This is a genomic window from Azospirillum sp. UFLA03-27 (genome assembly GCF_059803775.1).
The window spans coordinates 15018-28545 of the sequence record NZ_JAUQTX010000061.1 but is presented as its reverse complement, the minus strand read 5'-3'; the positions used below and the strand labels follow the sequence as shown (position 1 = coordinate 28545).

Sequence of the window (13528 nt, the reverse complement as noted above, 5' to 3'; positions counted from 1 at the left end):
TATAATCGTCGGCAGCGTCAGATGTGTATAAGAGACAGGCCGTGGGAAGGGTGGGGGCCCGTCCCGACCACCCACCCATTTCCCCCAAACCTTACTTCTTCTTCAGCGCGGCCACGCCCGGCAGGTCCTTGCCTTCCAGCCACTCCAGGAAGGCGCCGCCAGCGGCGGAGATGTAGGTGAACTTCTCGTCCACACCGGCATGGGCCAGCGCCGACACGGTGTCGCCGCCGCCAGCCACCGACAGCAGGCCGCCTTCCGACGTGCGCTCGGCGACGAGGCCGGCGACGGCGTTGGTGCCGGCGTCGAAGGGCTGGATCTCGAAGGCGCCGAGTGGGCCGTTCCACACCACCGTCTTCGCGCCCTGGAGCTTCAGGCCCAGGAACTCGACCGTCTTGGGGCCGACGTCCAGCGCCATCTCGTCGGCGCCGATGCCGTCCGCCGGGACGGCGCGGTTGGCCGCACCGGCCTTGAACTCCTTGGCGACGATGAAGTCCTTGGGCAGCAGCAGCTCGCAGTTGGCGGCCTTGGCGGTCTCCATGATGGCACGGGCCTGATCGGCCATGTCCTTCTCGCAGAGCGAGGCGCCGACATCCACGCCCTGGGCGTAGAGGAAGGTGTTGGCCATGCCGCCGCCCAGCGCCAGCATGTCGACCTTCTTCACGAGGTTGCCGAGCAGGTCCAGCTTGGTGGAGATCTTGGCGCCGCCGACGACGGCGGCCACCGGACGCTCCGGCTTCTCCAGCGCCTTGGTCAGCGCCTCAAGCTCGGCCTGCATCAGGCGGCCCGCGGCGGCGGGCAGATACTGGGCGACACCCTCGGTCGAGGCGTGGGCGCGGTGCGCGGCGGAGAAGGCGTCGTTGACGTAGAGGTCGCCGAGAGCGGCGATCTGCTTGGCGAAGGCCGGATCGTTCTTTTCCTCTTCCGCGTGGAAGCGGGTGTTCTCCAGCAGCACGATAGCGCCCGGCTGGACGCCGTCGATGGCGGCCTTGGCCTTGTCGCCGACGCAATCCTCGCCGAAGGCGACGGTCTGGCCGACGGCGGCGCTCAGCGCGTCCAGCACGTTGCGCAGCGAGTTCTTGGCGTCCGGACCATTCTTCGGGCGGCCGAAATGCGACAGAACCACGACCTTCGCACCCTTCTTCGCCAGCTCGGTCAGAGTCGGCGCCAGACGGTCGATGCGGGTCGTGTCGGAGACCTTGCCGTCCTGCATCGGGACGTTGAGGTCGGCACGCACCAGCACCGTCTTGCCGTTCACGTCGAGGTCGTCGATGGTGTTGAACTCGGTCATGGCTGCTGTCCCTACGGGTTGAACTTTTGCCGGGCAATCCAGCACAGGGGCGCCCGCTTTGCAACGGCCCGCGTGGGCGACCGGTTGCCCCATGCGGCGAAAGGACCGGGCTCTGGGCGGGCGGGGCTACCGATCCCATCTCTATGTCCATGAACAGGATCACCCCGCAGCCCTCTGCCCGGTCGGCTCCCTGGCCGGCCCCGCGGCTGGCTCCCCGGCTGGCTTATGCGGCCAGCCAGTCCGCCCGCGTCGCTTGGTTCCTCGGCCAGTACATGATGGCCGCGCGGATCGGGCGGCGGATCACCGGACCGCCGCGAACACCCCCGCCCGGCGGGCGTCCGGTGCCCGGCACCCGCGCGATTCTGGAGGGGTTGCGCGCCCTGCTGGCCCGCGACCTCGCCAACATCGAGGCGGGCTACTACCGCCTGCCGCACGACCTGATGCCCGACCCGCGCCGGCTGCTGACCGACGCCGCGGCCTTCTTCCGCGACGTGCCGGAGGTGTCGCGCCGCCGCCGCGACCACGCGGCGGTCGAAGTGCGGGCTAATCCGCCGCCCGGCAGCGGGGGGTTGCCCGCCTACTACCGCCAGAACTTCCATTACCAGACCGGCGGCTATCTGACGGAGGAGAGCGCCCGTCTCTACGACCATCAGGTGGAGGTGCTGTTCGGTGGTGGCGCCGACGCCATGCGCCGTCAAACCCTGGTACCGATCTTCGAGCATCTGAAAACGCGCCGTAGCGTGGACTGCCGCCTGCTCGACGTGGCCGCCGGGACGGGGCGTTTCCTGACCTTCGTGAAGGACAACCACCCGCGCCTGCCGGTGACCGCGCTCGACCTCTCCCCGGCCTATCTGCGCGAGGCGCGGCGCAACCTCGCCCCCTGGGCGCGCAGCAGCGCGCTGGTCCAGGCAGCGGCGGAGGCGATCCCGCTGGTCACCGGGTCGCAGGACATCGTGACCTGCATCTACCTGTTCCACGAACTGCCGCCGAAGATCCGCGCCCAGGCCGCCGCCGAGATGGGCCGCGTGCTGAAGCCCGGCGGCATCCTGGTCTTCATGGACAGCGTGCAGTATGGCGACAATCCGATGATGGACGGGCTGATCGATCGTTTTCCGCAGTCCTTCCACGAGCCCTTCTACGCCCATTACGCCCGCGACGACCTGCCCGCCCTGTTCGCCGCTGCCGGGCTGCGCCTGCGCGAGACGTCGCTCGCCTACATGTCCAAGCTCCTGGTGTTGGAAAAGACGGACACCTGATTGCGGGGACTGCAACAAAAGCGTCATGGTTCTGTAACTTGACCGGGGCTGGGGCCTGTGCAAAACGGGGACCCACCGGAAACGACGGGGCACGAATGGTGGTCGAAGCGGAGTCCAACCGGGAAACCGAGCTGAAGCTGGCCGTCAGGGCCGAAGACATGGCGAAGCTCCGGTCCTGCCCGGCGGTCGCATCCCGCGCCAAGGGAAAAGCCGGCACCAAGACCCTGGAAAGCACCTATTACGACACCGCCGACCGGCGTCTGGCCGGGCGTCTGGTGACGTTGCGCGTGCGCAAGGTCGGCAACCAGCATCTCCAGACGGTCAAGGGCGCGCCGGAGCGCGGCGAGCTTGGCCGGGCGGAGTGGGAGCATCCGGTCGCCGGACCGGCCCCCGACCTGTCGGCCATCGAATCGCCGGAGGCGCTGGACCTGCTGGGCTCGATCAGCGCGGCCGAACTGCAGCCGCTCTTCACCACGCTCATCCAGCGCACCGTGCGCGTGGTGACGATGGGCGAAAGCGAAACCGCCAGCCGCATCGAGGTCGCCTTCGACAGCGGCGAGATCCGCGCCCCCGACGGCGCCTCCATCCCCGTGTCGGAGGTGGAGCTGGAGCTTCTCGAAGGCTCCGCCGCCGCCCTCTACGATCTGGCGCTGGAGCTGGCCCAGGCCGCCCCGCTGCGGCTCGACCCGCGGACCAAGGCGGAGCGCGGCTATGCGCTTGCCGACGGGTCGGTGGACAAGGTGGTCAAGGCGGGCAAGCTGGAGCTTGACGCCGATACCACGGTGGAAGGCGCGCTGGCCCGCATTCTGCGATCCTGCATCGGCCACATGCTGGCGAACGAGGCCGTCACCCTGATCGGCGAGGACGCGGAGGGCGTCCATCAGATGCGCGTGGCGCTGCGCCGCCTGCGCTCGGCGCTCGCCCTGTTCAAGGATTTCATCCCCGCCGGGTCCTACGCCTGGCTGGTGGGCGAGGTGAAGTGGCTGGGCGGCAGCCTCGGCCCGGCGCGCGACTGGGACGTCTTCCTGGCCGAACTGCTGGAGCCGGTGAAGGATTCCTTCCACCGCGCCGACGGCCACGGCAAGCCGCTCCAGGAGGACATCGACGCGCTCGCCGCGGCGGCGCGCGCCCGCCGCGACCGCGCCTACGAAGGGGTGCGCGAGGCCATCCGGTCGGAGCGCTACACCACCTTCCTGCTGAAGTTCGGCGCCTGGGTCGAGTCGCGGGGCTGGCGCGACCAGCCGGTCAGCGAGCATTCCGCCCGGCTGTTCGACCCGGTGGAGGATCTGGCCGACCATCTGCTGTCGCGTCGCGCCAAGAAGGCCCGCCGCGCCGGCCACGGCTTCGCGAGCCTGTCGGTGACCGAGCGGCACGAACTGCGCATCGCCCTGAAGAAGCTGCGCTACGCGGCGGAGTTCTTCCGCAGCCTCTACGACGACAAGCCGGCCCGCCGCTACATCCAGGACCTGTCGGCCTTCCAGGACGCGCTGGGCCATCTGAACGACGTGGCGACGGCGACCCGCCTGCTGCACGAGCTGCACGACGACGGCAGCCGCCCCGAGCCGGGCGAGCCGCGCGCCGCCGGCATCGTCATCGGCTGGCACGCCCGCGGCGTGGCGGAATCCGAGACGGCGCTGCGTGGCCTGTGGGAGGAGTTCGCCGACGCGAAAGCCTTCTGGTCAAAGCCCGACCGGGAGGGGTAATCTTCCCACCCATGCGGACCATCCTCGTCGCCAACATCAAGGGCGGTTGCGGCAAGACCACGATCGCCACCCACCTCGCCGCGGCCAGCGCCGCCGCTGGGCACAGCACGGCGCTGGCCGACGTGGACCGCCAGCGCTCCTCGCTCGGCTGGCTGGCCCGCCGCCCGGCCACGGCCTCCGCCCTGGTGGGTCTGGACTGGGCGAAGGACCTGTCCGACGCGCCGAAGGGCATCCAGCGCCTCGTCATCGACGCACCGGCCGCCCTGAAGACCAAGCAGATCGAGGATCTGGTGCGGATGGCCGATGTCGTCGTCCTGCCGGTGCTGCCCAGCGCCTTCGACGAGCAGGCGACGCAGCGCTTCCTCGGCAAGCTGGAGGAGCTGAAGTCGATCGCCAAGAACCGCAAGTCGGTGGCGGTGGTCGGCAACCGCCTGCGCCCCCGCACCAAGGCGGCGGACCGGCTGGACCAGTTTCTCGGCGGGGTCGGGCACAGCGTGGTGACCCGCCTGCGCGACAGCCAGATCTACGCCGACGCCGCGGCCTCCGGTCTCAGCCTGTTCGACCTGACCGGCAAGCGCGCCGCCGAGCACCGCGCCGACTGGGAACCGCTGCTGGCCTACATCGAGAAGGCGTGAGCGGACGGAGCGCCGTCAATCCCGGCCAAGAAGCCCTCTCCCTCCTGGGGAGAGGGTTGGGTGAGGGGGCGATACGTCCGGTAGGGCGAAGAAGCGTGCTTGTTTTGCCCAGTTGGTGTGCCTTCGGCACCCCCTCATCCTGACCTTCTCCCCAAGGGGGGAGAAGGAATAGAGGCGCGTCGGAGTGGTTCGTTCATTCTGATCACCGTCCGACCGGAATGGCGACGGCAAAGCGGGTTCCCGGATCGAGGCGTTCGGCGTCCACCGTGGCGTTGATCTGCCGGACGGTGTTGACCAGCAACCGCATGCCGAGGCTCTTCGTCGGCGCGGACAGGTCGAAGCCGGCGGGAAGCCCGACGCCCTGGTCCATCACCTCCAGGATCATCGCGTCCTCGCCGTCCCGGCGCAGGGTCACGCGGATCGGCCCTCCGCGGTCGCCGGGATAGGCGTATTTCAAAGCGTTGGTGACCAGTTCGTTGACCACCAGCCCGATGGGGACGGCCTGATCGGTGGGCACGATCACCCGGTCGCCGGTGAAGCTCAGGTCATGGCCCGGCGCGGTTTCCTGGAGCTTCCGGCAGAGGCCGTGCAGGAAGCCGGACATGTCGATGAAGCTCGCGTCGTACTGCCGCCACAGATGGTCGTGCACCCCGGCGATGGTCAGGACACGGCTGTAGGCGTCCATCAGGACGTTGCGGGCGTCGTCGTTGTCCGACGCGCGGGCCTGGAGCGAGAGCTGCGCCGCCACCAGCGCCAGACTGTTCTTCACCCGGTGGCTGACTTCCTGGGTCAGCAACCGCTGGCGCTCCTGCGCCTCGCGCTGCTCGTTGATGTCGGTGCTGGTGCCGAACCAGCGGGTGATGGTGCCGGCGGTCTCGTCGCGGATGGGCACGGCGCGGAACAGGTGCCAGCGGTACACGCCGTCGCGGCGGCGCAGCGGCGCGGTGTACTCCCAGGACCGGCCCTCCGCCCGCGCGGCGGTGACGGCCTCCAGCATCAGGTCGGCGTGGTCGGGATGGATCACCGTCCACCAGCCGTCGTTCTGCATCTGCTCCATCGAGGTGCCGGTGAAGTCGAACCAGCGCTGGTTGTACCAGATGCTGTAATCGGAGGGATCGCGCATCCAGGCGAGCTGCGGGATGGCGTTGGCCATGGTGCGGAAGTTGGCCTCGCTCTCGCGCAGGGCGGCCTCGGCACGCACGCGGTTGTCGATGTCCGTCGCGGCGCCGATCCAGGCGATCAGGCGACCGTGCAGGTGGACGGGGGAAACCCGCCCGATGTGCCAGCGGTGCAGCCCGTCGCTCTGCCGCCGCAGCCGGACCTGGACGTCGTAGGGCTGGCCCAGGGGAACCGACCGGTGGCGCACCTCGTCCAGACGTGGGCGGTCTGCGGGATGGACGGCCTCCCGCCAATTCAGCATGCCCTCGGCGCCGCCCTGTCCGGTGTAGTCGCGCCACTCACGGTTGAAGAACTCGACCGTCCAGTCGATGCGGGCGATCCACATCTTGCGCGGCGCGCTTTCGATGAAGGCGCGCAGGCGCTCCTCGCTCTCGTCGCGCCATGCTTCCGGCTGTTCCTGCGTGCCCATGAACCGGAAGCCCCTATGGTTGCACCACGATCACGCAGTCATCTGGACCGTGGGGCGGGGCGGTCAAGCGCGGGCGGCGCCGGGTGCCGTTACACTCTGTTACGTTCGGCGGCGGCGCGGGACATCAAGCGGTTACAATCCGGCCTCACTTTGGCCGCATTCCGTTCAACCCGCGAGCCGTCTCCCAATGCCCTCCATTTCCTCCACCATCACCCGGCAGATCGTCACGCCGGTAACCATCGTCCTGTTCGTCGTCTCCACGGTGACGGGAATCATGCTGCTGCTGCACTGGAACGGCAATCTGGTGCGTTTCTCCCACGAATGGCTCAGCGTCGGCTTCTCGGCCATCGGCCTGTGGCATCTGGCGCGCAACTGGACGGCCTTCCTCCAGTACTTCAAGCGCAACGTGGCGCTGTCGGCCTTCGTGGTCAGCGTCGCCGGATCGCTGGTCTTCACGGCGATGACCGGGACTCCGGCCTCCACCGGCGGCCCCGGTGCGATGATGCGGGCGGTGGCGAACGCCCCGCTGGCGACGGTGGCGCCGGTCTTCGGTTTGGACCCCGACAAGGCCATCCAGGCGCTCAAGGCCGCCAACATCGAGGCGCAGCCCGGCGAGTCGCTGTCGGCCATCGGCACCCGCGCCGGCATGAACGCGGTGGGCGTGGCGAACATCCTCACAGCCGCGAAGCAGCCCAGGCCGGCGTCGTAACGTCCGGAAGCCGTCCGTCTACACCCGCGCCACGAGGAACAGCCGCTTGAAGGGAAACAGCGTGCGGCCATCCGGGCGCCGGGGGTAGGCGGCGTTCAGCCGGGCGCGGTAGGCCGCCAGGAAGGCGTCCAGCTCCGCGCCCGTCAGCGTGTCCAGGACGGGCAGCAGCGTCGTGCCGCGCGTCCATTGCAGCACCGGGTCATCGCCCTCCAGGACCTGGAGATACTCCGTCTCCCAGAGATCCAGGCGGCGGGTGAGCGGGGCGAGCCAGCCGTAATACACCTCCGGCGCGTGCACCGGGGCGGTGCGCAGGACCGGCGCCAGCCGCTCGGCCCAGGGGCCGTCCGCCGCCGTCTCGTAGAGCAGGCGGTGCGAGGGCGCTTCGAAGTTTCGGGGCATCTGCACGGCCAGCACCCCACCGGGGGCCAGCGCCCGCAGCAGGTCCGGGAACAGCCGCTCATGCCCGTCCAGCCAGTGCAGGGCGGCGTTGGAGATCAGCAGATCGACCGGTCGGTCGGGGTGCCAGACCCCAAGGTCGGCCTGGAGCCAGCGCACGCGGGACGGCGTGCCTTGGGCGCGCTCCAGCATGGCGGGGGAATTGTCCACCCCCAGCACCTCGGCCTCCGGCCAGCGTTCGGCCAGCAGGCGGGCGAGCTGCCCGGCTCCGCAGCCGAGATCAACCACCGTCCGCGGGGTCAGGGAGGGCAGGGCCGCCACGAGGTCGTGGGCCGGGCGGCGGCGCCAGGACTCGAACCGTGCGTATTGTTCGGGGTCCCACGGCATGCCCGGCCTCCACCGGTTGAAGGGGTTTGGGGGTTATTCCTGCTCGCGCTGGCGGGCGATCTGCTCGTCCATGTGGTTGTAGTGCTTTGTGACCATCATGAAGATCGTCCCGATGCAGCCGATGGCCAACAGCCAGCCGCCATAATAGAACGCCGTGTCCGCCGCGCGCGACGCCGCCAGCAGGCCGATGAACGCCATGAAGCCCAGGATCCCCCCGGTGATCCACTTGCCCGTGCCTTCCAAAGTCCCGTTCCCTTCCTTCGCTGCCGGTCCCGCGCGGGGCGTGCGCCCGGCGGGATGCCGACGGGTTGACCGTGCCGCGAATTCTGGTGGAGCGGGCGCCGGAAATCAATCCGGGATGGGCGAATCCGATGTGGGCATTTCGCCCAACCGGCCGGCACCCTCCACGACGATCCCCAGGGGAAGCTCCAGCGCGAAGACGGTGCCCGCCGCGGTGCTCTCCACCAGCCGCAGGTCGCCGCCATGGGCGCGCAGCACCTCCCGCGCGATGGCGAGGCCCAGCCCGACGCCACCCGCCCTTGCCGAGCCGGCGAAGGGCTGGAACAGGTTGTCCCGCGCCCGCGGCGGCAGGCCCGGCCCGTCGTCGGCCACCAGCAGGAGCAGCCCGCCGCCGGGCCGGGTCTCCACCATCACCGTAACCGCTCCAGCCCCCGCCTGCGCCGCGTTGCGCCCCAGGTTGACCAGCGCGCGGGAGAGCTGGGCGGCGTCCGCGCGGACGGTCAGCCCCTCCGGCACCCGGTTGTTCCAGCGCAGTTCCGCCCGCTCCCCGTCCGGGCGCAGGGCGGCCAGCGCCGCGGCCCCGGCCTCCTCGACCAGCGGGCGCAGCGGCACCTCGGCCCGCGCCAGGGGCAGCAGGCCGTCGCGAGTGTAGGTCATGGTCTGGCCGCACAGCTCCACCGCCCGGTCGATGGAGGCCATCAGCCGCGGCGTGACCCGCCGTACCTCCGGGTCGGCGCTCTCGGCCAGCCGCTCCGACAGCAGGGCGGCGGTGGACAGGATGGCGCGCAGGTCGTGGTTGATCTTGGCGACCGCGGTGCCCAGCGCGGCCAGCCGCTCGCGCTGGCGCAGCGCGCTGCGGATGGTGGCCTGCATGTCGGCCAGCTCGCGCTCCGCCACGCCGATCTCGTCGGTGCGGGCGCTCGGCTGGAAGGGCGGTGTGCCGTCCGGGTCGCGACGGATGGCGACCAGCCCCTCGGTCAGCCGGCGCATCGGCCGCACCAGCAGCCGGGTCAGCGAGACGAAGACCAGAACCGCCGCGATCAGCGAGATCGCCACCGACAGCGCCAGGATGCGGCCCGAGAAGTCGATCATCGCCTGGATCATCGGCCGCTCGTCCATCACCATGTCGACCTGGAAGGCGGGGTCCTTGGGCGATGGCCCGATCACCCGGATCACCCGGTCCCGCCGCTGGGCCAGCGCCATGAAGGCGTCGGCGGTCAGCCGCGGCGCCATGGCGCCGCGCAGGTCGAAGACGGCGTCCACCGTCGGCGGCATGGAGCGGGACAGCATGTAGACTCGGCTGTCCGGCCGGATCAGTTCCACCGCATGGGCGCCGACATGGGCCAGCAGCTCGTTCTGAAGCTCCATCGCCACCATCATGTCCGGCGTCGCCTCCACCGACAGGGCGGCGAGATGGGCGGCCGCCAGCCGCTCCTCCAGATAGGTCAGGCGGTAGCGGGCGATGGACGGCGTGTAGATCAGCACCTCCGCCAGCAGGACGAACAGCACGGTCAGCACCAGCAGCTTGGCCGACAGGCTTCTCGTGACGGGCGGCAGGGGCATGGGCGGCGTCCGGGGGCAACGTCTTGGGGCAGGGGATGCCGGAGGATAGGGCAGGATGCCGCCGCAGGCCAGTTGCCGGACCTTATTATCCCCTCTCCCGCTTCGGGAGAGGGGATACGAGCGCTCCGCTCTGGCGCGCCACTCCCAAGATTGGTAGTAGAACCGGCATGAGCGACCTTGCCCGTCACATCGACTCCCTGTCCCACGCCAGCGTGCTGTGCGTCGGCGACGTCATGCTCGACCGATTCATCTACGGGTCGGTCGACCGCGTGTCCCCCGAAGCGCCGATCCCCGTGCTGCGGATCGAGCGCGAGACGGCCATGCTCGGCGGCGCCGGCAACGTGGCCGCCAACGTCATGGCGCTGGGCGCCGGCTGCCGCTTCGTGTCGGTGGTGGGCGAGGACGCGGCGGGGCTGGAACTGGTGCGCCTCGTGGCGAGGGAGACGGGCGACGGCGGTGGGCTGGTCGCCGAGCCGGGGCGCCAGACCACGGTGAAGACCCGCTTCATCGGCGGGCGCCAACAGCTTCTGCGCGCCGACGCCGAAACCATCGCCGCCATCGGGTCGGAGGAGGAGGTGATGGTCGCCGCCCGCACCGGCATGCTGACGGTGGGCGCGGTGATCCTGTCCGACTATGGCAAGGGCGTGCTGACCGATGGGTTGGTCTCGCAGCTCATCCAGGCGGCGCGGGAGGCCGGGCTGCCGGTGGTGGTCGATCCCAAGGGCGACGATTTCGGGCGCTACCGCGGGGCCAGCGTGATCACGCCCAACCGCAAGGAGCTGATCCAGGCGACGGGAATGCCCGCCGACAGCGACGCGGAGGTCGAGGCCGCCTGCCGCTTCCTGCTGGAGACCTGCGGCATCGACGCGGTGGTCGCCACGCGCAGCGAGCGCGGCATGTCGGTGGTGACCCGCGACGGCGCCACCCATCTGCCGGCCAACGCGCGCGAGGTCTTCGACGTGTCGGGCGCCGGCGACACGGTGGTGGCGACACTGACCTCCGCCCTGTCGGTGGGGGTGGAGCTGACCGACGCGGCGCGGCTTGCCAATCTGGCCGCCGGGATCGTGGTGGGGAAGGTCGGCACCGCGGTGGTCCGCGCGCCGGAGTTGCTGTCCGCCCTGCACGAGCAGGAATGGCGCAGCGGCGAGGAGAAGGTCGACACGCTGGAACAGGCCGTGGAGCGCGCGGCGCGCTGGCGCGCGCGCGGCAAGCGGGTGGGCTTCACCAACGGCTGCTTCGACCTGCTGCACCCCGGCCACATCGCGTTGCTGAACCAGGCCAAGGCCGCCTGCGATGTGCTGGTGGTGGGGCTGAACAGCGACGCCTCGGTGAAGCGGCTGAAGGGCGAGACGCGCCCGGTGCAGACCGAGACTGCGCGGGCGACGGTGCTCGCCTCGCTGGCCTGCGTCGATCTGGTGGTGGTCTTCGGCGAGGACACGCCGGAAGAGCTGATCCGCGCCCTGCGGCCCGACGTGCTGGTGAAGGGGGCGGACTACACCGTTGCCACGGTGGTCGGCGCCGGATTCGTGCAGAGCTACGGCGGTAAGGTCGTGCTGGCCGACCTCGTGGACGGCCAAAGCACAACCAACACCATCAAGCGCATGCAGCGCTGAACGCTGGGATGCGGAAATCGGGGCGCCGATACCCCGGAGCCGAAGCTCCGGGGCGTCCGCGTTGCGCGATCACATCTTCTTCTGGACGCTGTCCGACGAGCGCTCCACCGCGCGGCCGCCCGCCTGCACGTCCTGGCCCATGCCTTCGACGGTGTTGCAGGCGGCGAGGCTGGTGGTCAGGGCGGCGCCCAGGGCGGCGAAAAGGACGAGCTTCTTCAGGCTACGCATGGCATTTTCCTCTTGAGGTCGAAAACAATCGGCTGAAAAACGCGAGAAACCCGCCAAAGGTTTCCGAAGCCTCGCCGTGCGGAAGGACAGTTCTCCACACTCAAACGGATAGGGGGAGGGCGCGCATGTTCGAAGGGTTCACCCGCCACCGCATCGCCACCGATGGCGCCGAGATCCACACGCTGGTCGGGGGCGAGGGGCCGCCGCTCCTTCTGCTTCATGGCTTTCCGCAGTGTCACGCCCTGTGGAACCGGGTCGCGCCGCGGCTGGCCGAGCGCTTCACCGTGGTGCTGACCGACCTGCGGGGGTACGGCCAATCGTCGAAGCCGCCGGGCGATTCCGCGCACGAGACCTACTGCAAACGCACCAACGCGCGCGATCAGGTGGCGGTGATGGCCGCGCTGGGCTTCGACCGCTTCCGGCTGGCCGGGCACGACCGCGGCGCGCGGGTGGCCCACCGGCTGGTCCTCGACCATCCCGGCCGGGTGGAACGCGTCGCCTTCCTGGACGTGGTGCCGACGCTGGAGGTGTTCGCCCGCATCGACCAGCGCATGGCGACCGCCTATTACCACTGGTTCTTCCTGATCCAGCCCAACAATCTGGCGGAGCGGCTGATCGGGTCGGACCCGGACTTCTACCTGGGGCAGGTGCTCGGCTCCATCGGCAGCAGCGCCGACATCTTCGAGCCGGAGGCGATGGAGGCCTACCGCACCGCCTTCCGCGATCCCGCCACCGTCCACGCCATGTGCGAGGACTACCGCGCCGCGGCGAGCATCGACCTGGAGCACGACCGCGAGGACCGCACGGCGGGACGCAAGGTGCAATGCCCGGCCCTGTTCCTGTGGGGACGCAACAGCGCGGTCGGGCGCCTCTACGACGACCCGCTGGGCATCTGGCGCGGCTACGCCCCGGCCATCGCGGGCCATGTGATGCCCGCCGGCCACTTCATCCCCGAGGAGGCGCCGGGGGAAACGGCGCAGGCGCTGCTGGATTTCTTCACGGAGTGACCGGGAGCCTGGGCGACCGTGGATTTCCGGTCACGCGAGGCCCCGCGAAACCGTCCCCTTGCAGAAGCCTGGAGCGCGGCTCCGGGGTCCAGTCGCAGCAAGGGACATCGCCATGCGTTGCCAGCAACTCCTGAACACCATCCAAGCCGAGTTCAACAACGGAAACATCAATCTTCAACGGGCCGATGTCTTCGCCCAGAACGCCAACATCCGCGGCGGCTGGGAGGTCTGGCTCCAGCTGGAAATCGCGCACGGGTTTCTGAACATTCCCGGCAACTGGACCTGCGAACGGGAGCAGCCCTACCCCTCCACCAACGGTGGGAACCCCTTTCTGTCCTACACCGCGGTCGGCCCGGCCTGGGGGGTGTCGGCCAATCGCCGCGCCGCCGCGCGCGCCGATTTCTACCTGTGCCGCAACGCCGGGATCGCGGATGACGTCTACATCGAGCTGAAGTGCATCAACCAGACCCACGCCAATCCGATCAATGACGCCTGGGGCCGCTTCGAGGCCGACATCATCAAGCAGCAGACCCTGCGCCTCGGCAACGCCGGCCTGAACTACGTCTCCATGCTGGCGACCTTCGGCATCTTCCAGCAGGCCGACGTCGGAGGGGGCAACCCGACGCTCGGCTGGTTCTGGGCGGGCGGACGCACCGCCTATGTGTACGACGTGTTCAACAATCAGGTGAACAACCAGGTCACCACCCTGGCGAACGTGGCTCAGGGCGGCGCCCCGCGCCTGTTCCTGGTCGCCGTTTCGGTGTGATGCGGCCCGGACCGGGGAGCGGCCCCCGGTCCCATTCATCTCGGCATGGGTTCCGGCTGGTCCCATGCCGGTCTTTCAACCCGGCATCCCTCCCCCCGGACGAACTGTCCCGTTGCCAGTTGGCGTGAGCGGCGGCATAAATCGGCGCG

At 69.8% G+C, this 13528-nt stretch carries 13 protein-coding genes; 7 read left to right on the top strand and 6 right to left on the bottom strand.

Annotated elements, in window-relative coordinates; all coding sequences use genetic code 11:
• Window positions 1–91: 91 nt before the first annotated feature.
• On the bottom strand, window positions 92–1288 hold the full coding sequence (locus Q4I23_RS11930) for a phosphoglycerate kinase (RefSeq protein WP_454018833.1): 1197 nt from the start codon (window positions 1286–1288) through the stop codon (window positions 92–94).
• Window positions 1289–1431: 143 nt separating this feature from the next.
• Between Q4I23_RS11930 and Q4I23_RS11925 the strand changes: the two genes are divergently transcribed.
• The 3 genes from Q4I23_RS11925 (at window position 1432) to Q4I23_RS11915 (ending at window position 4882) form a co-directional block, all read left to right on the top strand.
• Window positions 1432–2544: a class I SAM-dependent methyltransferase gene (locus Q4I23_RS11925; RefSeq protein WP_498526379.1), complete on the top strand. Its 1113-nt coding sequence runs from the start codon at window positions 1432–1434 to the stop codon at window positions 2542–2544.
• Window positions 2545–2639: 95 nt separating this feature from the next.
• Entirely contained in the window at window positions 2640–4247 is a 1608-nt protein-coding gene (locus Q4I23_RS11920; protein WP_454018835.1) for a CYTH and CHAD domain-containing protein, read from the top strand.
• A gap of 11 nt (window positions 4248–4258) precedes the next feature.
• Window positions 4259–4882 carry a nucleotide-binding protein gene (locus Q4I23_RS11915; RefSeq protein ID WP_454018836.1) on the top strand — a complete coding sequence of 208 codons (624 nt, stop codon included), beginning with the start codon at window positions 4259–4261 and terminating at the stop codon, window positions 4880–4882.
• Window positions 4883–5084: 202 nt separating this feature from the next.
• Here Q4I23_RS11915 and Q4I23_RS11910 read toward each other — a convergent pair whose 3' ends face one another.
• Window positions 5085–6470: a sensor histidine kinase gene (locus Q4I23_RS11910; RefSeq protein ID WP_498526378.1), complete on the bottom strand. Its 1386-nt coding sequence runs from the start codon at window positions 6468–6470 to the stop codon at window positions 5085–5087.
• A 187-nt stretch (window positions 6471–6657) separates the two neighbouring features.
• Here Q4I23_RS11910 and Q4I23_RS11905 point away from each other — a divergent pair, with 187 nt between their 5' ends.
• Window positions 6658–7179 (top strand): DUF4405 domain-containing protein, encoded by a 522-nt coding sequence (locus Q4I23_RS11905; protein WP_498526377.1) that lies wholly within the window; start codon window positions 6658–6660, stop codon window positions 7177–7179.
• An 18-nt stretch (window positions 7180–7197) separates the two neighbouring features.
• Here the strand turns inward: Q4I23_RS11905 and Q4I23_RS11900 are convergent, their stop codons facing one another.
• The 3 genes from Q4I23_RS11900 to Q4I23_RS11890 form a co-directional block, all read right to left on the bottom strand.
• On the bottom strand, window positions 7198–7962 hold the full coding sequence (locus Q4I23_RS11900) for a methyltransferase domain-containing protein (RefSeq protein WP_454018839.1): 765 nt from the start codon (window positions 7960–7962) through the stop codon (window positions 7198–7200).
• Between the two features lie 33 nt (window positions 7963–7995).
• The gene (locus Q4I23_RS11895) at window positions 7996–8160 is read right to left on the bottom strand and encodes a hypothetical protein (RefSeq protein ID WP_160174793.1); all 165 of its coding nucleotides are present in this window, start codon (window positions 8158–8160) and stop codon (window positions 7996–7998) included.
• A gap of 150 nt (window positions 8161–8310) precedes the next feature.
• Complete coding sequence (locus Q4I23_RS11890; RefSeq protein ID WP_498526376.1) at window positions 8311–9765, bottom strand: sensor histidine kinase; 1455 nt, start codon at window positions 9763–9765, stop codon at window positions 8311–8313.
• Between the two features lie 167 nt (window positions 9766–9932).
• On the opposite strand from Q4I23_RS11890, the gene rfaE1 reads away from it, so the two are divergent.
• Entirely contained in the window at window positions 9933–11378 is a 1446-nt protein-coding gene (gene rfaE1, locus Q4I23_RS11885) for a D-glycero-beta-D-manno-heptose-7-phosphate kinase (RefSeq protein WP_498526375.1), read from the top strand.
• A 69-nt stretch (window positions 11379–11447) separates the two neighbouring features.
• Here rfaE1 and Q4I23_RS11880 read toward each other — a convergent pair whose 3' ends face one another.
• Window positions 11448–11606, bottom strand: a complete 159-nt coding sequence (locus Q4I23_RS11880) for an entericidin A/B family lipoprotein (RefSeq protein WP_038526216.1) — start codon at window positions 11604–11606, stop codon at window positions 11448–11450.
• 125 nt (window positions 11607–11731) lie between these two features.
• Here Q4I23_RS11880 and Q4I23_RS11875 point away from each other — a divergent pair, with 125 nt between their 5' ends.
• Both Q4I23_RS11875 and Q4I23_RS11870 read left to right on the top strand, forming a co-directional pair.
• Entirely contained in the window at window positions 11732–12613 is an 882-nt protein-coding gene (locus Q4I23_RS11875; RefSeq protein WP_498526374.1) for an alpha/beta fold hydrolase, read from the top strand.
• A gap of 112 nt (window positions 12614–12725) precedes the next feature.
• Window positions 12726–13379, top strand: a complete 654-nt coding sequence (locus Q4I23_RS11870) for a hypothetical protein (RefSeq protein WP_014239426.1) — start codon at window positions 12726–12728, stop codon at window positions 13377–13379.
• The last annotated feature ends 149 nt before the right edge of the window (window positions 13380–13528 follow it).